Origin of the sequence: Escherichia sp. E14S1, assembly GCF_004211995.1 — a bacterium.
GTDB lineage: Bacteria > Pseudomonadota > Gammaproteobacteria > Enterobacterales > Enterobacteriaceae > Escherichia.
Genome location: NZ_RHJQ01000012.1, coordinates 333,754 through 355,787 on the forward strand (window position 1 = coordinate 333,754; position 22,034 = coordinate 355,787).

The following is a 22,034-nucleotide window of genomic DNA, read 5'->3' on the forward strand; positions in this document are numbered from 1 at the left end:
CTTTGCGTCAGGAAAAGATGTGAAGGATTTGATTAAGTAACAAAGCAAAAAGCCCGCTATAAAAGCGGGCTTTTCAGAAATTTGGCTCCTCTGACTGGACTCGAACCAGTGACATACGGATTAACAGTCCGCCGTTCTACCGACTGAACTACAGAGGAATCGCGAGAACGGGGCGAATATTAACGATGCCCATCCACAATGTCAAAGCCTGTTTTTTAATTTTGAATTCGTTTGCTGAAATAATCTGCGCTTTGTCGTTTATTCCGACACATCTGGCTTTTTTTCATACTATTTATGCTCAGGACGAGGGTATTTCCATAACCATCGCCCTGTCACCATTCGCCAGTAAAACAGCACCGCCCGCACGGCCCAGTCGGCAAACATCCCCATCCAAACGCCAACCACGCCCCAGCCAAGCATAATTCCCAGCACATAACCGACTACCACCCGGCATCCCCACATGCTCAGCATAGAAACCCACATGGCGTAGCGAGCATCTCGAGCACCTTTAAAACCAGCAGGTAGTACCCAGGAGGCGGACCAAATCGGCATAAATAAAGCATTCAACCAAATCAGAATCACAACGACATGTTTAACCTGCGGATCCTGGGTATAAAACGACGCCATAATCCCGGCAAAGGGGGCGGTTAACCAGGCTATTGCCGTTAATCCAATAGTGGACAGCCAGAAAACATGCCTCAATTGAATTTCTGCTTGTGCTATCTGCCCTACCCCCAACCTTCGACCCGTAATGATTGTAGAAGCAGATCCAAGTGCACTTCCTGGTAAATTGATAAGAGCTGCAATCGAAAAAGCGATAAAATTCCCGGCAATAACACTCGTCCCCATCCCGGCAACGAACATTTGTGTTAATAACCGGCCACTGGTAAATAATACGGATTCCACACTTGCAGGAATACCAATCCCCATGACTTCCCAGATAATGCTGAAATTCAATGGCTTAAAATAGCTTTTTAACGAGATCCGTAGCGCAGGATTAAAACCAATCGCCAGAACCCACAAAATGGCGACTGCGCCAATATAACGGGAAATAGTTAATCCCAGTCCTGCCCCGACAAACCCTAACCCCTGCCAGGAGAAAAGACCGTAAATCAATATGCCGCTAATGATGATATTAAGGATATTCAAACTACCATTTATAAGAAGCGGTATTTTCGTATTCCCTGCGCCGCGAAGTGCTCCGCTGCCAATCAAGGTGATTGCCGCCGCAGGATAACTGATGACTGTCAGCTCCAGATAAGTCAGCGCCAGTGCTTTTACCTCCGGTGTGGCCTCACCTGCAACAAAATCGATAATTTGCTCACCAAAATGATGAATAAGCGCTGCCAACAGTACGGCAAACAATGTCATGATCACTAATGACTGCCGTGTCGCTACCCTCGCTCGCCGTCGATCACGCTTACCGAGACTAAATGCCACAACGACTGTAGTACCAAGGTCGATAGCTGCAAAAAAAGCCATAATGACCATATTAAAACTGTCCGCCAATCCAACGCCTGCCATCGCATCTTTTCCCAGCCAACTGACCAGAAACGTGCTCAGTACGCCCATCAACAGGACACAGGCATTCTCCATAAAGATAGGAACAGCAAGCGGGGTTATCTCACGCCAGAACAACACCTTGTAGCTCTTACGTTTTGCGTGCCAGCGAGTGCCGTGAACAAACTGGCGTAAAGCTGAGGAGATATTCAAAACTGACCTTAATTGCAGAAAGTGAAACCACATTTCAAATAATGAGGGAGAATCAGCAAAGCTGCAAAGATTTTCGCCAGCAAATTGTCTGCAAATGCAACAAACTGTTGATAGAAACGGCAAACGGTTGAGAAATTTAAAAATCAGGTTTGACAAAAGATTTTTCGCCGTTAAGATGTGCCTCAACAGCGATTCCTCTGTAGTTCAGTCGGTAGAACGGCGGACTGTTAATCCGTATGTCACTGGTTCGAGTCCAGTCAGAGGAGCCAAATTTCTGAAAAGCCCGCTTTATAGCGGGCTTTTTGCTATATCTGATAATCAATTTCCTCTTCACTATTTTCCATCACCTGTCGCTTAATATCCTCAACCGACAGTCCTGCATTGCACAGTTCCAGAAAACGCCAGACATAGTTACGCTGTAATTGTCCTCGTTTTAGTCCCAACCAGACGGTATTAGCATCGAAAAGATGGCGCGTTTCCAGACGGATTAAATTCTCTTCCTCTTGTTCGCCACTGGATTGTTCGGCGACCAATCCAATCCCCAGGCCAAGGGCTACGTAGGTTTTGATAACATCAGAATCCTGCGCACTCAATACAATATCTGCCAGCAAACCTTTGCGGACAAATGCGTCATCAATCCGCGAGCGACCAGTAATCCCCTGTCGGTAAGTGATCAACGGCCACTTCGCTATTGATTCCAGCGTCAATGGCGTAATTTTTGTTAAGGGATGATTATCTGGAACGAGCAAACTATGATGCCAACGAAACCATGGGAAGGCGACGAGTTGCGGATCATTGCTCAGACGCTCACTGGCGATGCCAATATCGGCCCCGCCATTTTGCAGCAACGTCGCAATTTCCTGTGGTGTTCCCTGGATAAGCTCAAGCCGCACTTCCGGGAAAAGTTCGCGAAAGGCTTTAATGACCTTTGGCAAGCTGTAGCGTGCCTGAGTATGCGTCGTTGCGATAGTGAGAACGCCAGATGTATTGTTGGTAAAGAGATCGGCAAGTCGACGAACATTACTGGCTTCATTCAGAATGCGTTCTGCAATTACCAGCAATGCTTTGCCCGGTTCAGTCATACCAAGCAGTCGTTTTCCCCGACGAACGAATATTTCTATACCAAGCTCATCCTCCAGCTCTCGAATATGACGGCTGACACCTGACTGTGAGGTAAAAAGCATATTCGCAACCTCTGTCAGGTTGTAATCCTGACGTGCAGCCTCGCGGATTATCTTTAGTTGTTGGAAATTCACGGTAAACTCCGGGCAGATCAGACATTCCGCTATTGTTAAAGTCTAACGCCCGGCATAACAAATAATAAAAACCCGCATCTTATTCCATCCAGATATAACGTTTAGCTAACCAATTGCCATTGTCTTTTTTCCATGACTGGAGGAGTGATCACTGACAATAACAGCTCTTTCACTGCTTGTGCCTGTGGCGACAGTTTTGCTCTGGCAGGTAAATTTAATGACAAAGAGAGACTCATTGACGGTGTGGTAATACGTGACATCCATCCGTTAACTGCGTCACATAACGAGCGCGCGGCTGATTCGGGTAACACTGCAACCCCCATGCCGCTGGCAATCGCTGCGGTAAGCGTGGCGATAGACTCAATTTCACCGATGACTTTTGCCGTGAGTCGCCGTAAAGAAAAAGCCTCATCAACGCGGAGTCTTACGGCACTGTAATCGCTGGGAAGAAAGAGATTCATTTGCGCTATAGCATTAACATCAACGCTTTGCCCTGGAAAATCCTGAGTGCCGACAAGAAAAAGATCTTCTTTTAATAAAGCCTGGCTGGATACACCTGCCACAGGGGAATGCTCGTAAATTATCGCCATATCAAGCTGGCTATTTATAAGTTTATCGTTAAGAACAGCGCCGCTGTTTTCATGTAGATAGATAATCACTTCCGGAAATTCAGCACGTACCGCCTGTAATAAGGGCATGGTGATAGACGACGCGGCGGTTCCTGGCGCAAAGCCAATTGAGACTTGACCCGATAATGTCTGACCTACGTTATGAACTGCCAGTTGGGCCTGTTCACACTGACGTAAAATTGCCCGCGCATGGGTATAGAGAATTTTTCCGGCATCTGTTGGAGTAACGCCACGTTTAGTGCGAATCAAAAGTTGTTGATCCAGCTCGCCTTCCAGTGTGGCGACCTGCTGACTGAGCGCAGGCTGCGCGATATGTAACACTTCAGCAGCCTGAGTCAGGCTACCAATGTCTACAATTTTTACGAAGTATTTCAGGCGTCTGAAGTTCATGTTGCCTCCGGTTTTTAAGAATCGGCCCAAGTGCCGGTATTACTCACAACCAGATTGCAAGATGCTTGCCAGTTTAAGTTTGGCACTAATGCGAAAGCTAATCGCCTGTCAAATAAGAGATTATGATTGTTTTGTCCTTTCGTTCGGGTTACAGAACGAGCGTTCATTGCCCCATAAAAGGATGGCATGCACTACAATGGAACATTACAAAAAAGATTGAATGTTCATCGCTTTGTCGAAATTGCCAGCAAACGAACAAAAAAATGCATTTCCCCCTTTGACATCGCGGAACGCTGCCATTAATATGCGCCCCGTTCACACGATTCCTCTGTAGTTCAGTCGGTAGAACGGCGGACTGTTAATCCGTATGTCACTGGTTCGAGTCCAGTCAGAGGAGCCAAATTCAAAAAAGCCTGCTTTCAAGCAGGCTTTTTGCTTTCTACGTAACAACTATTTTAAAACATCTGCCTCGCCCCAGAATTAACTTGCACTGGCATTCCTGAACGACGCTGCAAAGCTGCGTTTGCGCGATTTACATCAACTTCTTGTCCGTTGATAAACGCCTGCAATGAAGGTGTTACCGGCAATGGCACTTTTCTGTCGGACTCATATTCCGCCCGATTGCGCGATAACGGTTCATGAACTTCCAGCCACTTTGAGCCATCCAGTTCCGTTGCGTATTTCACCGGCTGATCGATAATTTGCACGCGCGTCCCGACTGGAACATTATCGAACAAATACTTTATGTCATCATTGCGCAGACGAATACAGCCCTGACTCACCCGTAAGCCAATGCCAAAATTGGCATTAGTACCGTGGATGGCATAAAGCCGACCGATATAGATGGCATAAAGCCCCATAGGATTATCGGGACCCGCAGGGACAAATGCGGGCAGGCTCTCCCCTCGTTTTGCATATTCACGGCGAGTATTAGGGGTCGGTGTCCAGGTTGGTGCTTCTTGTTTGCGTTCAACGGTAGTCACCCAATTGCGCGGTGTTTCGCGCCCGGCCTGACCGATACCGATAGGAAAGACCTCCACAGTATTACTGTCTGGCGGGTAGTAATAAAGACGCATCTCAGCAACGTTAACCACAATCCCTTTACGAACAGTGGCGGGCAAAATCAGTTGCTGCGGAATGGTGAGTTGCGAGCCAGACTTCGGCAAGAAAACATCAGCGCCCGGATTCGCTTCCAGCATATTACTCAGACCTTGCCCATACTGTGCAGCAAAGGTTTCCAGCGGCTGGGTATTGTGATCAGGAACCGTTATTGTCAGTGGTTGCCCGACTAAACGGCTACCCTCTGGAGGGAGTGGATAAGTTACCGCCAGACTATTATGGCTGGCAAAAAGCAGAACAAATGAACAAAGAATATTTACACGACGCATCATGTCCCTTTCCTAAGTCGCGAAAGCTATCCGATAATTATAGCTTTTATCTGACTTTTCGTTTTTAACTGTTCAATTCAGAAGTCGTCTTCCCCGGTAGAACAATATTACTGGCGGCAAGTTCTCCCATGTTGCTGTATATCGCGCAGGCGGCTTCGATGATGGGCATCGCCAGCGCTGCGCCACTCCCCTCACCTAAACGCATTTCCATATTGAGATAAGGCTCCAGCCCCAAATGTGACAGCGCTATACGCGCCCCTTTTTCTGCCGACAGGTGAGAAGGAATGAGATACGGTTTGATTGCAGGACACATCCGGCAGGCGGCAAGTGCAGCGGCGTAAGAAAGAAATCCATCCAGCAACACGGGTAAACCGCAGGAAGCGGCACCTAACATTACGCCAGCCATTCCGACCAAATCAAACCCACCGACTTTGGCCAGCACATCAATACCATCCAGTGGATTCGGTTGATTCAATGTTATTGCCCGACGAACAACATCAACTTTATGAGCCAGTTTATCTGTCGGCAGGTTTGCGCCAATACCGACCACTTCTTCAGGATCGCGTCCAGTAATCGCACTGACTATCGCCGCTGCCGGTGTGGTATTTGCCATCCCCAGTTCACCCACACCAAACAGCGTGACGCCATTTCTCGCTAACTCGCGCGTATATTGTATGACGTCCAAAAGCAACTCTTCAGCCTGACAGGGGCTCATTGCCGGACCCGAGGCAATATTACCGCTACCTCGTGCGACACGCATGTTAATAAGCCCAGGGATAGGCTCAACGGTATCAATCCCAACATCAATCACGTGAACTTTAGCGCCCGCTTGTGCTGCCAGCACACACACACCAGTTGTTCCACGTGTCATATTTTCAGCCTGGATGGCTGTCACTGCTTTCGGAGAAATAGCGACACCTTCATCCCAGACGCCATGATCGGCACACATAACCAGCACTGCTTTTTGGCCCACATGAGGCACACCATTCAGTCCCGGCATTCCTGCCAGTTGTACGGCAAGCGCCTCCAGTCTTCCCAGACTACCGACAGGTTTGAGTAACCCATCAATATACCGTTGGGTACGCGACATAGCGGCAGGATCGATGGCAGGGATCGTATTCAATAATTCGGCGAGTGTTTGCATGTAGCGTCTCTTCGGTAATCAGTCTTATAGCAGTGCCAGCAGGAAGACCAGTTCACCAAGTTCTATGGCTGCTCCTAGCGTATCGCCGGTTTGCCCGCCCAGAGTCCGTTTGAGAAGCTGGCCGAGGACGAAAATCGCCACCATCGTCACCACCATAGCAGCCACACCATGCATACCCGGCAATAATACGGCAGCAAAAATAGCGGCTAAACCGAGGGTGACACAGGTTTGTCGCCCGTCAATTTTGCCAATGAACACATTACCAAGCCCTTCTTCCCGGGCATAACAATGACGATACATCAACAATGCGGCAGTCCCACGGCTAACCGCACATGCAGCCGCCAGCGATGCAAGGATCGGTTCGCCACGCAGTGCCAACTCGCTTAGCACCAGAATCTTTGCCAGAACCACAAAAATCAGCGCCAGACCACCGTGAGTACCCAAACGGCTATCACGCATGATTTCCAACATGCGATCGCGGCTACGTGCAGAAAATACGCCATCACAGGTATCTGCAAGGCCGTCCAGGTGGAATCCCCCTGTCATCAGCGCCAGCACCAGCACGCTAAACAGTGCCGCCAGCGGTATGCCACACCATGCCTGCAACGCCATGAAGACCAGTCCACTAATGGCGCCAAGCAATAAACCAATTAAGGGAAAAGTAATGATACCGCGAGAATAATGCTCGAAATCCAGCCCCTGGGACCAACGACGCGGTACAGGCAGACGCGTAATAAAAGAGAGCATCGCCCAAAATAATTTACTCATTTGATTTTTACTCCAATACCCGAAACCACCAGCCATACTTCATCTGCCGCAGCGGCCAGCTGCTGATTTACCCGCCCGGCAATATCACGAAAATGTCGCGCCAGACGATTCTCCGGCACAATCCCCATGCCCACTTCATTGGTCACTAATACGACCTTTGCAGTACAACGTTGACAGGCGGCAATCAACGACTGAATCTCACCGTTAATCGCCTGCTCCATCGCGCCATAATCCCATTTTTCAGAATCTTTATCGCCGCTATATTCAAACAAAAGATTAGTCACCATTGTTGTAATGCATTCCAGCAATACGGCAGCCTGCGGGTTAATGTCTGTGTTAATTAACTCATCAAGATTTTGCCAGCGTTCCACCGTGTGCCAGTGCGCCGGGCGGCCTTGCCGATGGTGTTCAATCCGTGCGGCCATCTCATCATCAAAAATTTGCGAAGTAGCGATATACAGGACCTGTGGAGTGTCCCCAATAAGCGCCTCGGCGTGCCGGCTCTTCCCGCTCCGTGCGCCCCCCGTCACCAAAATCATCATACGGACTCCCGGTTCAATTGTATGATGGTATTCATTGACCAGAGCAATGGATGTTCCACTGTTACTGACCGTAATAACATTTCTTCGATTAATACTGCGCGTATTAAAAATAAAAATCCAGCATTCTCAATCCATTACGAATGGGGGAGGCATTGTGAAATAGCCCAATTCTCCTGCGTTAACGACCGACAAAATGTGTCATTAGCAACGGTTTCTCTGAATTGACACATTTCATTCAGATAATGGAGTAACGCTACAGCCCCACCAGCCGTGCCATTCAGCAAACGAGCATTGTGCTCTGCTATTAAGATTACCGTCACGCCATCAGGCAGAGGGAGCCTTTCTGGGATGAGCGTCTCGCTTTCAGCAATCAATAACAGCACTGAATAATCGCTATACGCATCTGATAATGATTGTTCTGGCCCCCCGTTAAAAGGCAGGAAACCTTGCTGCCAATCCTCACCGACAAAACAGGTAATAGGCAACATTTCAGCCAGATGTTTAGCGAGTTCAATATCGCCAGATGAGAGGCAAAAAAGAGCTATCGATTCAGGTTTTATCGTTTTCATGACCACCACCCTCCGCTTAGTTTCCTGTAATAACGGTCAGGTTGATATGCCACAAAAAAAGATTGCCACACCATAAGTGCAGCCCTGGTGCCTGTCGACACGACGATGAATGAAATAAATGCTGCCGCCATCCCCTGATCCTTTCAGGGTGGTAGGGGTATAAAGACGCGCCAGTGCTCAACCGGGCGCTTCCAGACAACCCACTTCCCACCGAAGTTGTTGGTATTAACTGACAGGCTGGTCTTCTGGCTTAGCGTCATCCTCCCCCGACCTTCCCGATCTCACGATCAGTGGCATTTTCGGGGTTGTCAGCATTACAGCAGCGGGGGCTGCGAGGGATTTCCACCCTCTTCCCAGGCACAAATGTGCCAAACCTGTCAGCGTATGTTATGAGCTGATTTCAATTTTCCCATAACACGTAAATGAATTATTACTGCCAGAGTATATTTAATCATCCCTCATTTTTTACATTGAATTTATGCCGTTTCCGCAGCCATATTTTCGCTAATTTGCTGACGGTAAACCTGCGGCGTTACCTGATAGGTCTGTCGAAAAACTTTGCAAAAATAACTGGTTTGAGAGAAGCCTAAATTACGCGCAATGCTGGCGATGCTCCAGTCACTATGGCACAGCAACTCACGGGCGCTGGCCATGCGTTGTTGGTTTACCCATGCATTAAAACCAATCCCATGATATTTCTTAAACAATTTACTGAAATAATAAGGGCTTAGATAAACATGCGAGGCAACATCCTCCAGGCGTAAATCGTCTGATAAATGCGCATCAATATAGCGCAATGCTTTTTTCATTTTATTATCGTGGGGATTAGACGCACGGGTCTGACGAACTGAATCCGAATGAGGTTTATTCTCTTTAATAACGACAAAATTGAGTTGCTTTTTGAGGCAATTTTCCACAATCAACTTCAACAAATCAGCAGAGGCCATAACTCGCGAGTAATCCATCTCCGGGACTTTGCGAAATTCATTAAGTAATTCGGGATCTGCTTGCCAACGATCATCGACATTCAGAATATCGATCAAATCGACATCACCATTACGCAGGCGGACTTGTCCACACAACACAAAGCCGACTAAATGCCCGGCAATCACCAAAGGAATAGAGAAATCGGTTAATCCTGCATGGCAACGGTAAATACAAGGTTGATCGGATTTAGAAGCTTCCAGGCCTCCACAACGATCGCTCATGCGGCAGCGAGTGCTAAGCTGTGGATGTTGCCGCATCATCTGACAAAACGGGGTGAAGTTAAAAAGTTCGGAAATTTCATCACCATGGATATTGACCACGACAACCGCAAGGCTGGTCGCCTGCGCAAAATCCTGCGCGATTTTATTAATGAGTTCTGAATTAAGTGTCGCCGCAGAAATCATGATAAAACCTCCCAGTTAATTTATTGTTATTGTAAAAAACAATTGTTTTACATTTAATCTTCACATCATCCCTGATGATTTACTGACGAGAAGCACAAAGGACAATAACAAAAGCCTCCATGAAGCGGGAGACTTTTTAATAAGTTCGGAAAGCAGATCACAAACAGTAAAAAAATAAACGTTTATAACCGCCAGATTATTTCGCTATTCGCGGATATCTTTAGGCGTAACACTATTGACAGGTAAATTTTGTGCAATGAGAAAGCGATAAATCGCCGCACCAACGCAGGCACCAATGACCGGGGCAATAATGGGTACAATAAAATAAGGAATATTGCGTCCGCCAGTCATCGCTATTTCTCCCCAACCCGCAAGCCAGGTGAAAATTTTTGGCCCAAAATCACGCGCTGGATTCATGGCAAAACCGGTTAATGGTCCAGTAGAAGCACCAATAACAGCAACCAGAATACCAATCAGTAAAGGTGCAAGAGGCCCCTTCGGTACACCGTTGCCGTCATCGGTCAACGCCATAATCAATCCCATCAACATAGACGTGATGACTATTTCAACCAGTGCCGCCTGCCATACATTTATTGCCGCTGCCGGGTAAGTACTGAAGATACTGGCGAGTTGTAAACTTTCTGCACTTCCACGAACCATATTGTGGGCAGATTCAAAATCGGTAAACAAATTGCTGTATAAAAAATATGCCAGAACCGCACCACCAAAGGCACCCGCTAATTGCGCCACACAAAATGGCAGCACTTTACGGGCTGGGAAAGAGGCAAACAGCCACAGAGCAATGGTAACTGCCGGGTTGAGATGAGCACCGGAAATACCTGCCGTAAGGTAAACAGCAAGCGAAATCCCTAACCCCCAAATAATACAAATTTCCCACAGCCCCAGACTTGCCCCAGCAAGTTTGAGGGCACACAAACAACCAATGCCAAAAAAGAGGAACAGTCCGGTGCCCAAAAACTCGGCAACGCATTGCGCCTTGAGTGAATCATTCATAGTGACACCTTCTTTGCGGAGTTTGTTTCTTCATCAGCCAACAGAATTGCTGATTGTTGTGTATATCGAGCGCAACTATAAAAATTGCTCTGCGGAAAATATTGCCAACATGCATGACAGACTCGTGGAAAAATCGTGCTGACATAGCAAATTATTGTCATTGCAGAAGCATGCAACACAGCGTTAATCAGTGTTGAAAGTAATAATTACCGCCAAACTTTCACAATAAAAAATTGTCATCATGACATAATAAAATTTAAACAAATATCACAGTTCCTTTCCGCGAACCAAACCCAACGAAATATTATTCGCGATTAAACCCTTCAGCCAACGCAATTAATTCACATTGAAAGGCCCACAAAACAACCAATAAATTAATAACATATAGTATATAAAAGCAATTTTATAATATTTGTCCTCTATTTATTTTTCTCATTGGCCGATTAAGTCAGCCATTCTTTTTCCTCGCTTTTTTTTATAGTCATATCGTCAAAAAATCCAGGCGAGGTCTTTATGCAACAAGAAGCGTTAGGAATGGTAGAAACCAAAGGCTTAACTGCCGCCATAGAGGCCGCAGACGCCATGGTGAAGTCGGCAAATGTATTGCTGGTTGGCTACGAAAAAATAGGTTCCGGGCTGGTGACCGTCATCGTGCGTGGCGATGTCGGGGCTGTAAAAGCGGCAACAGACGCAGGTGCCGCCGCCGCGCGTAACGTCGGTGAAGTAAAAGCCGTACACGTTATTCCCCGCCCACATACCGATGTCGAAAAAATCTTACCAAAGGGAATTAACCCATGAGTAGCAATGAACTGGTCGAACAGATCATGGCGCAGGTCATCGCTCGCGTAGCGACGCCAGAGCATGAGGTTCTCCCGGAAACCACTCATCAAACACGAGAGACGGCTATGGCAGAAAAAAGCTGCACGTTAACGGAATTTGTTGGCACCGCTATTGGCGACACTGTAGGTCTGGTCATTGCGAACGTTGATAGCGCCCTGTTGGACGCGATGAAACTTGAAAAACGCTATCGCTCCATTGGCATTCTGGGTGCACGTATTGGCGCAGGTCCACACATTATGGCCGCTGATGAAGCGGTAAAAGCTACGAACACTGAAGTTATTAGCATTGAACTTCCTCGCGATACCAAAGGCGGTGCCGGACACGGCTCATTAATCCTCTTAGGTGGCAACGATGTTTCCGACGTGAAACGCGGTATTGAAGTTGCCCTGAAAGAACTCGACCGGACCTTTGGTGATGTCTATGCCAACGAAGCCGGGCATCTTGAACTGCAATATACCGCCCGCGCCAGCTATGCACTGGAAAAAGCGTTTGGTGCACCACTGGGACGGGCTTGCGGCGTTATTGTTGGCGCTCCAGCCGCTGTGGGTGTTCTGATGGCCGACACCGCGCTGAAGTCCGCCAATGTGGACGTGGTGGCATACAGCTCGCCTGCTCATGGCACCAGCTACAGCAATGAAGTCATTCTGATTATCTCGGGTGACTCCGGCGCAGTCCGTCAGGCGGTCATCTCCGCACGCGAAATCGGTAAAACCGTACTTTCGACTCTCGGCGATACACCGAAAAACGATCGCCCTTCCTACATCTGAATTCCCTGAGGCTGATTCATGAGATCGAAAAGATTTGAAGCACTGGCCAAACGCCCGGTCAACCAGGACGGTTTCGTTAAAGAGTGGATTGAAGAAGGCTTCATTGCGATGGAAAGCCCGAACGATCCAAAACCGTCAATCAAAATTGTTAACGGCGTCGTCACCGAGCTGGATGGAAAACCCGCCAGCCAGTTTGACCTGATCGACCACTTTATCGCCCGTTACGGCATCAATCTCGCGCGCGCCGAAGAAGTCATCGCGATGGATTCGGTCAAACTTGCCAATATGCTGTGCGATCCGAATGTCAAACGTAGCGATATCGTTCCCATTACCACAGCAATGACGCCCGCCAAAATCGTCGAAGTGGTTTCGCAGATGAACGTGGTAGAGATGATGATGGCGATGCAGAAAATGCGCGCCCGTCGAACACCATCACAACAGGCTCACGTCACTAACGTCAAAGATAACCCGGTACAAATTGCCGCTGACGCAGCTGAAGGCGCATGGCGCGGGTTTGATGAACAGGAAACCACCGTTGCCGTTGCTCGCTATGCGCCGTTCAACGCCATCGCTCTGCTTGTAGGTTCACAGGTAGGGCGCCCGGGCGTCTTGACCCAGTGTTCACTGGAAGAAGCCACCGAACTGAAACTCGGTATGTTAGGCCACACCTGTTACGCCGAAACGATTTCTGTTTACGGCACGGAACCTGTTTTCACCGATGGCGATGATACCCCGTGGTCAAAAGGATTTCTCGCGTCATCTTATGCTTCTCGCGGCTTAAAAATGCGCTTTACTTCCGGCTCCGGCTCTGAAGTACAGATGGGTTACGCGGAAGGCAAATCAATGCTTTATCTCGAGGCTCGTTGCATTTACATCACCAAAGCCGCAGGCGTACAGGGGCTGCAGAATGGCTCCGTAAGCTGCATCGGTGTTCCATCAGCTGTGCCGTCAGGCATCCGCGCAGTGTTGGCGGAAAACCTAATTTGCTCATCGCTGGATCTGGAATGTGCCTCCAGTAATGACCAGACCTTTACCCACTCAGATATGCGCCGTACCGCGCGTTTCCTGATGCAGTTTCTGCCGGGTACTGACTTTATCTCTTCCGGTTTTTCCGCTGTGCCGAACTACGACAACATGTTTGCCGGTTCAAACGAAGACGCCGAAGACTTCGATGATTACAACGTCATTCAGCGTGACCTGAAGGTTGATGGCGGTCTGCGACCGGTGCGCGAAGAAGATGTTGTCGCCATCCGCAATAAAGCCGCACGCGCTTTACAGGCTGTCTTTGCCGGTATGGGATTACCCCTTATTACCGATGAAGAGGTCGAAGCGGCGACCTATGCCCACGGTTCGAAAGATATGCCAGAGCGCAACATCGTAGAAGACATTAAGTTCGCCCAGGAAATTATCAATAAAAACCGTAACAGCCTGGAAGTGGTGAAAGCCCTGGCGCAAGGCGGTTTTACCGATGTCGCTCAGGACATGCTCAACATGCAAAAAGCGAAACTGACCGGCGATTATCTCCATACCTCAGCCATTATCGTCGATGACGGACAAGTGCTGTCTGCGGTCAATGATGTCAATGATTACGCCGGACCGGCTACAGGTTACCGCCTGCAAGGGGAACGCTGGGAAGAGATCAAAAATATTCCCGGTGCACTTGATCCCAACGAAATTGACTAAGGGTGAGAAATGGAAATTAACGAAAAATTACTGCGTCAGATTATCGAAGACGTGCTGGCAGAAATGCAAACCAGCGACAAGTCCGTTTCATTTCGCGCACCTGTCGCCGCAACAGTCTCTTCCGCGCCGGATACCGGAAATTTTTTAACTGAAATTGGCGAAGCCCAACAAGGCACTCAGCAGGATGAAGTCATTATTGCTGTAGGCCCGGCATTTGGCCTGGCGCAGACCGTCAATATTATCGGTATTCCGCATAAAAACATCTTGCGTGAAGTGATTGCCGGTATCGAAGAAGAAGGTATTAAAGCGCGTGTGATTCGTTGTTTTAAATCGTCCGATGTCGCATTCGTAGCAGTCGAAGGCGATCGCCTTAGTGGTTCCGGCATTGCTATTGGTATTCAGTCAAAAGGCACCACGGTTATCCACCAGCAGGGGCTTCCCCCTTTGTCTAACCTGGAACTTTTCCCGCAAGCGCCTTTGTTGACGCTGGAAACTTATCGCCAGATTGGTAAAAACGCCGCGCGTTATGCGAAGCGTGAGTCTCCACAACCAGTTCCGACCCTCAACGATCAAATGGCGCGGCCTAAATACCAGGCCAAATCAGCCATTTTGCATATCAAAGAGACGAAGTACGTGGTCACTGGCAAAAAACCGCAAGAACTGCGCGTGACGTTTTAACAAAGGAAACCTTCATGAATACCGATGCAATTGAGTCGATGGTCAGGGACGTGTTGAACCGCATGAACAGTCTACAGGATGCAGCTCCTGTTTCTGCGACACCCAACGCGTCAATACAGAACGCCAAAGTGACGGATTATCCGCTGGCAAATAAACATCCGGAATGGGTTAAAACGGCGACCAATAAAACGCTCGACGATTTCACTCTGGAGAATGTACTCAGCAATAAAGTCACCGCCCAGGACATGCGCATAACCCCTGAAACATTGCGTATTCAGGCCGCGATTGCCAGAGATGCTGGTCGCGATCGTCTGGCGATGAATTTTGAACGTGCCGCCGAGCTTACCTCAGTGCCGGATGATCGCATCCTTGAAATCTATAATGCGTTACGCCCTTATCGTTCAACTAAGCAAGAACTCATTGCCATTGCTGACGATCTTGAACGTCGTTATCAGGCCAAAATTTGCGCTGCATTTGTCCGCGAAGCTGCAGAACTCTATGTCGAGCGTAAAAAACTGAAAGGCGACGATTAAGGACGAACTATGCGATATATAGCAGGCATTGATATCGGCAATTCATCTACAGAAGTTGCTCTGGCGACGCTCAGTACGTCTGGAGAATTGTCATTCGTGAGCAGCGCCCTTGCGGAAACCACCGGAATTAAAGGTACGTTGCGTAACGTATATGGCATTCAGGAGGCGCTCGCACAGGCAACGAAAAAAGTCGGCATCAATGTCAGCGATATTTCGCTTATTCGTATCAACGAAGCAACTCCTGTCATTGGCGATGTGGCGATGGAAACCATTACGGAAACCATCATCACCGAGTCAACCATGATTGGTCACAACCCAAAAACGCCAGGCGGAGTAGGACTGGGCGTGGGGCTCACCATCACTCCACAAGAGTTGTTAACACGTCCGGCGGATACACCGTACATTCTGGTCGTGTCATCGGCATTTGATTTTGCCGATATCGCGACCATGATAAACGCCTCCGTGCGTGCCGGATATCAACTGACTGGCGTTATTCTGCAACGTGATGATGGCGTGCTTGTCAGTAACCGCCTGGAAATCCCTTTACCCATTGTTGATGAAGTCCTCTACATCGATCGTATTCCGCTCGGCATGCTGGCCGCGATTGAAGTCGCCGTTCCCGGGAAGGTTATCGAAACCCTGTCTAATCCGTATGGGATTGCCACTGTTTTCGCCCTCAATGCTGAAGAGACTAAAAATATCGTTCCTGTTGCACGAGCACTCATAGGCAACCGTTCTGCAGTAGTGGTGAAAACACCTTCTGGCGACGTTAAAGCCCGTTCGATACCCGCCGGAAACATCGAGCTGCTTTCTGCCGGACGTACAATACGAGTTGATGTTGCTGCTGGTGCCGATGCCATTATGAAAGCGGTCGGCGAGTGCCCAAAACTGGAAAACGTAACGGGAGAACCGGGCACCAACATCGGCGGTATGCTGGAACATGTTCGCCAGACTATGGCGGAACTGACCAATAAACCCAGCCACGAAATTTTTATTCAGGATTTACTGGCGATAGATACCTCTGTTCCCGTCAGCGTAACCGGTGGGCTGGCTGGTGAATTTTCACTGGAACAGGCAGTGGGTATCGCCTCTATGGTGAAATCCGACCGACTGCAAATGGCGATGATCGCCAGTGAAATTAAGCAAAAACTGCATGTTGATGTTCAGGTCGGAGGCGCTGAAGCAGAAGCTGCAATTCAGGGAGCCTTGACTACCCCAGGAACCACACGCCCTCTGGCAATTCTGGACTTAGGCGCAGGTTCTACCGATGCCTCCATCATCAATCAGAAAGGGGAAATGATAGCCACTCACCTTGCGGGAGCGGGCGACATGGTGACGATGATTATTGCCAGGGAACTGGGCTTAAATGATCGTTATCTCGCAGAAGAAATCAAAAAATACCCGTTGGCAAAAGTAGAAAGCCTGTTCCATTTACGCCATGAAGACGGCAGCGTTCAGTTCTTCCCTACTCCGCTGTCCCCTCATGTATTTGCCCGCGTTTGTGTGGTGAAACCTGACGAACTGGTGCCTATTCCCGGCGATTTAACACTGGAAAAAGTACGTGCTGTTCGCCGCAGTGCGAAAGAGCGCGTCTTCGTCACCAATGCCCTGCGCGCGCTACGTCAGGTAAGTCCAGGCGGAAATATTCGCGATATTCCGTTCGTCGTTCTGGTCGGCGGTTCTTCGCTGGATTTCGAAGTACCGCAGTTAGTCACCGATGCATTGGCGCATTATCGATTGGTCGCCGGACGGGGGAATATCCGTGGTAGTGAAGGCCCGCGCAATGCGGTAGCTACCGGGCTACTGATTTCCTGGCACAGGGAGTTGGCTCATGGAAAGTAAAGAACATACGCCCGCTATTGTCGTTACGGAAATAGGTGACTGTATCAGTACATGGAATGAGGTGCTTCTTGGCATTGAAGAGGAAGGTATCCCCTTTCGCATTCAACATATCCCGTCAGGTGAAGTCATCGATAGCGCCTGGCAGGCTGCTCGTCAGTCCCCCCTGTTGGTTGGCATAGCCTGCGACCGGGAAAAGCTGATTGTGCATTACAAAAACTTACCGGCATCAGCGCCACTGTTTACGCTGATGTATCAACAAGATAACCATGCCCGGCGCAGCATCGGCAATAACGCTGCCCGCCTGGTAAAAGGCATTCCCTTCAGGGAATGCCACTCATAATCCACAGGAGAAACGCTGTATGAACAACGCACTAGGACTGGTTGAAACAAAAGGGTTAGTTGGCGCAATTGAAGCCGCAGATGCCATGGTTAAATCCGCCAACGTGCAACTGGTTGGCTATGAAAAGATTGGTTCGGGTCTGATTACGGTGATGGTCCGTGGCGATGTTGGCGCAGTAAAAGCCGCCGTTGATGCAGGAAGCGCCGCCGCAAGCGCCGTTGGCGAAGTGAAATCCTGCCATGTCATCCCGCGGCCACACAGCGATGTTGAGGCCATTTTACCTAAATCTGCATAACCCCATTCGCTAAGGAGCACAGCGTGAAGCAATCACTGGGATTACTTGAAGTCAGTGGTCTGGCACTCGCCATCAGTTGCGCAGATGCTATGGCAAAAGCCGCGTCCATCACGCTGGTTGGCCTTGAGAAGACCAATGGCTCAGGCTGGACGCTCATTAAAATCACCGGTGACGTCGCCTCGGTTAATGCGGCGATCGCGATGGGTGCCAGTTTCGCCGAACAGCGAAATGGCCTCGTCGCACACAAAGTAATTGCCCGCCCGGGTGAGGGAATACTGCCCCGCCCAACAGAAACAATGAATATGACGGTGGCAGTAAGCGAAACGCCAGCAACAGTCGCCCCCCCAGAGATTATCAGCTGTAATTTGTGTCTTGATCCCGCGTGTCAACGGCAAAAAGGTGAGCCACGTTCACTTTGTCTGCACTCTGATAAGCGAGGGGAGTAGCAATGGATAAACAAACCTTGCAGGAGACTGTTAGCCAGGTTCTGGATGAAATGCGCGAGCGCCCTATCCCTCTGGGCATTTCCAGTCGTCATATTCATCTTTCAACGGCGGATTATGTGCGCCTTTTTCCTGAACAAGCGATCAGCGAGAAAAAGTCATTACTGCAACCTGGTCAATTCGCTGCTGAACAGGTTGTTACGCTGGTGGGTCCAAAAGGCAAATTACACAACGTTCGCTTGTTAGGGCCACTACGTAACTCAAGCCAGGTGGAGATTTCCCGGACTGACGCCAGAACATTAGGGATCACCGCCCCGCTACGTATGTCTGGCGATCTCAGCGGCACACCGGGGATTCGTCTGATAAGCCCGTTTGCAGAGCTGGAAATCGCTTCTGGCGTTATTGTCGCACAACGGCACATTCATATGTCTTTGCTTGATGCCCTGATTTATGGCGTTACACATGGCGATAAAGTGGCGGTCGCCATTGAAGGTGATGAACGACGACTGATATTCGATAACGTTGCTGTTCGCGTCTCACCAGATATGCGCCTTGAAATGCATATTGATACCGACGAGGCCAACGCCGCAGGCGCTGATAATCCAGCCGTTTTTGCCACGCTGGTGTCGGTGCCATGAATAACAAACTGATGCAACACATTGTTGAAGAAGTGATTTTTCGCCTGAAACAACGTGCGGGGAAAACACTCGCGCTGACGGTTTCGCAACTGCGAGAAGCCAGCGTTAACGAAATAGTTCATCAGTATGCTTCGTTACAAATTCGATTCGTCGATTTACCGTTGCTGCGACAACTTGCGGAGAACGAAACGTCAGATCGAGCGGTAATCCACATTCACGAGGTGTTAGCCTGGGGAATACACATTCAATTGTCGTTGCAGAGTCATTTCCTGAACGCCATCAAATTGAAGTCTCTCGCCCATCTACCGCTAACCTGGTGCGACGAACAAGGACAACCAATCTACCTTCATCGTGGTCAACTTTTAAGTTATGCCGACGTAGTGCAGTTATGCGCAGGGATAGTGGTGTTGCAACGGAAATGTTGTGTGACCGCACTTGCGCGTGAAGCGGCAATGACCCGAAACATTCAATTAATCAGGCAGGAGTAACCCATGCATCTGGCTCGAGTCACAGGCGCGGTGGTATCCACGCAAAAATCGCCTTCCCTGGTCGGGAAAAAACTGCTGCTGGTTCGCCGGGTCAGTGCTGACGGCGAACTGCCTCTCACGCCATTAACCGGTGACGAAGTTGCCGTTGATTCAGTCGGTGCAGGCGTCGGTGAGTTGGTACTCCTCAGCAGCGGCTCCAGCGCCAGACATGTTTTTAGCGGCCCCAACGAAGCCATCGACCTGGCAGTGGTCGGCATTGTTGATACGATTTCGCGCTAAGGAGTTGAAAGATGGCGATTTATACCCGCACAGGTGATTCAGGAAGTACGTCTCTATTTACCGGACAACGCGTGAGTAAAACTCATCTACGCGTCGAAGCCTACGGCACACTGGATGAACTGAACGCGACACTCAGTCTGTGTTATTGCGCCACCGCCATCGAAAGCCATCGCATATTACTGGAAGCCATTCAGCAACAGATATTTTGGTTTAGCGCCGAACTCGCCAGTGAAAGCGAGCAGCCATCAGCGCAGCAGCGTTACATCAGTACGGAAGAAATTGCCGCACTTGAAAAAGCGATCGATAGCGCAATGAGCGCTGTTCCTCCAGTTCACTGTTTCATTCTGCCAGGACGTTGTGAAGCCGCGAGCCGCATGCATTTCGCCCGCACCGTGGCCCGGAGAGCTGAAAGGCGTCTGGTTGAACTGACAACGGAAGCCTCCGTCCGCCATGTTTTGCTGCACTATATTAACCGGCTTTCCGATTGCCTGTATGCCCTCGCCCGCGTGGAAGACAACGTTGCTCATCAGAACCTGATGATTCAGGAAATCACCAAACGTTATCACGAAGCCAACCACACTTCAGCATTGAAGGAACGCACGATGTCGCTCACTTTTCAGGATCTTCATCAGCTCATTCGTAGCGCGGCAATGCGTGCGGATGAACTGCATATTCCCGTTGTTATCAGCATTGTCGATGCCAACGGAACAGAAAGTGTTACCTGGCGGATGCCTGATGCACTTCTTGTTAGCAGTGAACTGGCACCGAAAAAAGCCTGGACCGCCGTGGCGATGAAAACGGCAACACACAAGCTTACGGATACCGTGCAACCGGGGGCGCCACTTTACGGGCTAGAAAGCCATATGCAAGGCAAAGTCGTCACTTTTGGTGGCGGCTTCCCCCTCTGGCGTGACGGAAAACTGCTTGGAGGGCTTGGTATTAGTGGTGGTAGCGTTGAACAAGACATGGATATTGCCCAAAGCGCAATGACGGCAATTAACGTGGGAGAAAACCAATGAATAACTCTGAATTAGAAACACTGATCCGCAATATTCTGCGCGAGCAGCTAGCACCCACGACATCACAAACGCAAAGAAACGGTATTTTCCAGACTGTCGATGAAGCTATCAGCGCTGCACACCAGGCCTTTTTGCGTTTTCAACAGTGTCCTCTTAAAACCCGCAGCGCCATTATCAGCGCCATTCGCGAAGAATTAACGCCCCGTCTTACAGAACTGGCGGAAGAGAGCGCTAACGAAACGGGAATGGGAAATAAAGAAGATAAGTACTTAAAAAACAAAGCGGCACTCGATAACACACCTGGAATTGAAGATTTAACCACCACCGCACTGACCGGTGATGGTGGCATGGTTTTGTTTGAATACTCCCCGTTTGGAGTTATTGGCTCGGTCACGCCAAGTACCAATCCCACGGAAACCATCATTAACAACAGCATCAGCATGCTGGCAGCTGGTAATAGCGTCTACTTCAGTCCACACCCAGGAGCCCAAAACGTCTCGCTGAAATTGATCGCCATAATCGAAGACATCGCGTTTCGCTGTAGTGGCATTCATAACCTGATCGTTACTGTATCTGAACCGACCTTTGCCGCAACCGAACAGATGATGGTGCACCCTAAAATCAGCGTTCTGGCGATTACCGGCGGTCCGGGTATCGTCGCCATGGGAATGAAAAGTGGCAAGAAAGTGATTGGTGCCGGTGCGGGTAATCCCCCCTGCATCGTCGATGAAACGGCAGATATTGTGAAAGCTGCCGAAGACATCATCAATGGAGCCTCGTTTGATTACAACCTGCCATGTATCGCTGAAAAAAGTCTGATTGTCGTGGCGTCAGTGGCTGATTATTTGATTCAACAGATGCAAAGTTTTGGCGCCCTTCTTCTTAGCCATGAACAAACTGAAAAATTGCGTGCTGTTTGCCTGCCAGACGGCGTCGCCAACAAAAAACTGGTCGGCAAAAGTCCATCAACCTTGCTGGAGGCCGCTGGCCTCCCTTTGCCAGTAAAAGCGCCGCGCTTACTGATTGCCGTTGTTGACGCCGATGATAGCTGGGTTACCAGCGAACAACTCATGCCAATGCTACCCATTGTTAAGGTCAACGATTTTGATAGCGCCCTCACACTGGCGCTGAATGTAGAAGACAGTTTGCATCACACCGCAATTATGCACTCGCAGAACATCTCACGGCTCAACCTTGCCGCTCGCGTTATGCAAACCTCTATCTTTGTCAAAAATGGCCCCTCCTGGGCTGGTATTGGCGTCGGTGGCGAAGGTTTTACGACCTTCACCATTGCTACACCGACCGGAGAAGGGACAACGTCAGCCCGGACTTTTGCCCGCTCACGACGCTGTGTGTTAACCAGCGGCTTTTCCATTCGCTAGAGG

At 49.3% G+C, this 22,034-nt stretch carries 24 protein-coding genes, 3 tRNA genes and 1 riboswitch; of the genes, 16 read left to right on the forward strand and 11 right to left on the reverse strand.

The window, feature by feature from the left end:
• Positions 1–82 precede the first annotated feature (82 nt).
• Positions 83–158: transfer RNA gene (locus D9734_RS15405), tRNA-Asn, on the reverse strand.
• Between the two features lie 130 nt (positions 159–288).
• Positions 289–1,746, reverse strand: a complete 1,458-nt coding sequence (yeeO, locus tag D9734_RS15410; RefSeq protein WP_280954286.1) for a toxic metabolite efflux MATE transporter YeeO — start codon at positions 1,744–1,746, stop codon at positions 289–291.
• A gap of 160 nt (positions 1,747–1,906) precedes the next feature.
• Here yeeO and D9734_RS15415 point away from each other — a divergent pair.
• Positions 1,907–1,982: transfer RNA gene (locus D9734_RS15415), tRNA-Asn, on the forward strand.
• A 36-nt stretch (positions 1,983–2,018) separates the two neighbouring features.
• Here the strand turns inward: D9734_RS15415 and cbl are convergent.
• Complete coding sequence (gene cbl / locus D9734_RS15420; RefSeq protein ID WP_130208637.1) at positions 2,019–2,969, reverse strand: HTH-type transcriptional regulator Cbl; 951 nt, start codon at positions 2,967–2,969, stop codon at positions 2,019–2,021.
• 101 nt (positions 2,970–3,070) lie between these two features.
• Entirely contained in the window at positions 3,071–3,988 is a 918-nt protein-coding gene (gene nac / locus D9734_RS15425; RefSeq protein ID WP_130208639.1) for a nitrogen assimilation transcriptional regulator NAC, read from the reverse strand.
• A 324-nt stretch (positions 3,989–4,312) separates the two neighbouring features.
• On the opposite strand from nac, the gene D9734_RS15430 reads away from it, so the two are divergent.
• Positions 4,313–4,388: transfer RNA gene (locus tag D9734_RS15430), tRNA-Asn, on the forward strand.
• Between the two features lie 55 nt (positions 4,389–4,443).
• Here D9734_RS15430 and ldtA read toward each other — a convergent pair.
• The 7 genes from ldtA to pduF all read right to left on the reverse strand — a co-directional run bounded on the left by ldtA (position 4,444) and on the right by pduF (position 10,804).
• Positions 4,444–5,379, reverse strand: a complete 936-nt coding sequence (gene ldtA / locus D9734_RS15435; protein ID WP_130208641.1) for a L,D-transpeptidase — start codon at positions 5,377–5,379, stop codon at positions 4,444–4,446.
• 61 nt (positions 5,380–5,440) lie between these two features.
• The gene (cobT, locus tag D9734_RS15440; protein WP_130208643.1) at positions 5,441–6,520 is read right to left on the reverse strand and encodes a nicotinate-nucleotide--dimethylbenzimidazole phosphoribosyltransferase; all 1,080 of its coding nucleotides are present in this window, start codon (positions 6,518–6,520) and stop codon (positions 5,441–5,443) included.
• A 24-nt stretch (positions 6,521–6,544) separates the two neighbouring features.
• Positions 6,545–7,288 carry an adenosylcobinamide-GDP ribazoletransferase gene (gene cobS, locus D9734_RS15445; protein WP_130208645.1) on the reverse strand — a complete coding sequence of 248 codons (744 nt, stop codon included), beginning with the start codon at positions 7,286–7,288 and terminating at the stop codon, positions 6,545–6,547.
• Positions 7,285–7,830 carry a bifunctional adenosylcobinamide kinase/adenosylcobinamide-phosphate guanylyltransferase gene (gene cobU / locus D9734_RS15450; RefSeq protein ID WP_130208647.1) on the reverse strand — a complete coding sequence of 182 codons (546 nt, stop codon included), beginning with the start codon at positions 7,828–7,830 and terminating at the stop codon, positions 7,285–7,287. The genes cobS and cobU overlap by 4 nt, the downstream gene beginning before the upstream one ends.
• A gap of 134 nt (positions 7,831–7,964) precedes the next feature.
• Positions 7,965–8,399 (reverse strand): cobalamin biosynthesis protein, encoded by a 435-nt coding sequence (locus D9734_RS15455; protein WP_130208649.1) that lies wholly within the window; start codon positions 8,397–8,399, stop codon positions 7,965–7,967.
• Positions 8,400–8,616: 217 nt separating this feature from the next.
• Positions 8,617–8,792: riboswitch (cobalamin riboswitch) on the reverse strand.
• 83 nt (positions 8,793–8,875) lie between these two features.
• Positions 8,876–9,790 carry a regulatory protein PocR gene (gene pocR, locus D9734_RS15460; protein WP_130208651.1) on the reverse strand — a complete coding sequence of 305 codons (915 nt, stop codon included), beginning with the start codon at positions 9,788–9,790 and terminating at the stop codon, positions 8,876–8,878.
• 204 nt (positions 9,791–9,994) lie between these two features.
• Positions 9,995–10,804 (reverse strand): propanediol diffusion facilitator PduF, encoded by an 810-nt coding sequence (gene pduF / locus D9734_RS15465; protein ID WP_130208653.1) that lies wholly within the window; start codon positions 10,802–10,804, stop codon positions 9,995–9,997.
• 513 nt (positions 10,805–11,317) lie between these two features.
• On the opposite strand from pduF, the gene pduA reads away from it, so the two are divergent.
• The 14 genes from pduA to pduP are packed head-to-tail and all read left to right on the forward strand — an operon-like array spanning position 11,318 to position 22,031.
• Positions 11,318–11,602, forward strand: a complete 285-nt coding sequence (pduA, locus tag D9734_RS15470) for a propanediol utilization microcompartment protein PduA (protein WP_001183614.1) — start codon at positions 11,318–11,320, stop codon at positions 11,600–11,602.
• A complete protein-coding gene (gene pduB, locus D9734_RS15475) occupies positions 11,599–12,411 on the forward strand; it encodes a propanediol utilization microcompartment protein PduB (protein ID WP_064529394.1) in 813 nt (270 codons plus the stop codon). The genes pduA and pduB overlap by 4 nt, the downstream gene beginning before the upstream one ends.
• Positions 12,412–12,429: 18 nt before the next feature.
• Complete coding sequence (gene pduC / locus D9734_RS15480) at positions 12,430–14,094, forward strand: propanediol dehydratase large subunit PduC (protein ID WP_130208655.1); 1,665 nt, start codon at positions 12,430–12,432, stop codon at positions 14,092–14,094.
• Between the two features lie 9 nt (positions 14,095–14,103).
• Complete coding sequence (locus D9734_RS15485; protein WP_130208657.1) at positions 14,104–14,772, forward strand: propanediol/glycerol family dehydratase medium subunit; 669 nt, start codon at positions 14,104–14,106, stop codon at positions 14,770–14,772.
• Positions 14,773–14,786: 14 nt separating this feature from the next.
• Positions 14,787–15,305 carry a propanediol dehydratase small subunit PduE gene (gene pduE, locus D9734_RS15490; RefSeq protein WP_130208659.1) on the forward strand — a complete coding sequence of 173 codons (519 nt, stop codon included), beginning with the start codon at positions 14,787–14,789 and terminating at the stop codon, positions 15,303–15,305.
• A 9-nt stretch (positions 15,306–15,314) separates the two neighbouring features.
• Positions 15,315–17,147 (forward strand): diol dehydratase reactivase subunit alpha, encoded by a 1,833-nt coding sequence (locus D9734_RS15495; RefSeq protein ID WP_130208661.1) that lies wholly within the window; start codon positions 15,315–15,317, stop codon positions 17,145–17,147.
• Positions 17,137–17,487 carry a glycerol dehydratase reactivase beta/small subunit family protein gene (locus tag D9734_RS15500; RefSeq protein ID WP_000444000.1) on the forward strand — a complete coding sequence of 117 codons (351 nt, stop codon included), beginning with the start codon at positions 17,137–17,139 and terminating at the stop codon, positions 17,485–17,487. The genes D9734_RS15495 and D9734_RS15500 overlap by 11 nt, the downstream gene beginning before the upstream one ends.
• Before the next feature lie 19 nt (positions 17,488–17,506).
• On the forward strand, positions 17,507–17,782 hold the full coding sequence (gene pduJ / locus D9734_RS15505; protein ID WP_001057752.1) for a propanediol utilization microcompartment protein PduJ: 276 nt from the start codon (positions 17,507–17,509) through the stop codon (positions 17,780–17,782).
• A gap of 23 nt (positions 17,783–17,805) precedes the next feature.
• Complete coding sequence (locus D9734_RS15510) at positions 17,806–18,228, forward strand: BMC domain-containing protein (RefSeq protein ID WP_165383290.1); 423 nt, start codon at positions 17,806–17,808, stop codon at positions 18,226–18,228.
• A gap of 2 nt (positions 18,229–18,230) precedes the next feature.
• Positions 18,231–18,863: a phosphate propanoyltransferase gene (locus D9734_RS15515; RefSeq protein ID WP_130208665.1), complete on the forward strand. Its 633-nt coding sequence runs from the start codon at positions 18,231–18,233 to the stop codon at positions 18,861–18,863.
• The gene (pduM, locus tag D9734_RS15520) at positions 18,860–19,351 is read left to right on the forward strand and encodes a microcompartment protein PduM (RefSeq protein WP_130208667.1); all 492 of its coding nucleotides are present in this window, start codon (positions 18,860–18,862) and stop codon (positions 19,349–19,351) included. Before D9734_RS15515 ends, pduM begins: the two co-directional genes overlap by 4 nt.
• A gap of 3 nt (positions 19,352–19,354) precedes the next feature.
• A complete protein-coding gene (locus tag D9734_RS15525) occupies positions 19,355–19,630 on the forward strand; it encodes a EutN/CcmL family microcompartment protein (RefSeq protein WP_130208669.1) in 276 nt (91 codons plus the stop codon).
• A gap of 11 nt (positions 19,631–19,641) precedes the next feature.
• On the forward strand, positions 19,642–20,649 hold the full coding sequence (pduO, locus tag D9734_RS15530; protein ID WP_130208671.1) for a two-domain cob(I)yrinic acid a,c-diamide adenosyltransferase PduO: 1,008 nt from the start codon (positions 19,642–19,644) through the stop codon (positions 20,647–20,649).
• Entirely contained in the window at positions 20,646–22,031 is a 1,386-nt protein-coding gene (gene pduP, locus D9734_RS15535) for a CoA-acylating propionaldehyde dehydrogenase PduP (RefSeq protein WP_130208673.1), read from the forward strand. The genes pduO and pduP overlap by 4 nt, the downstream gene beginning before the upstream one ends.
• Positions 22,032–22,034 lie beyond the last annotated feature (3 nt).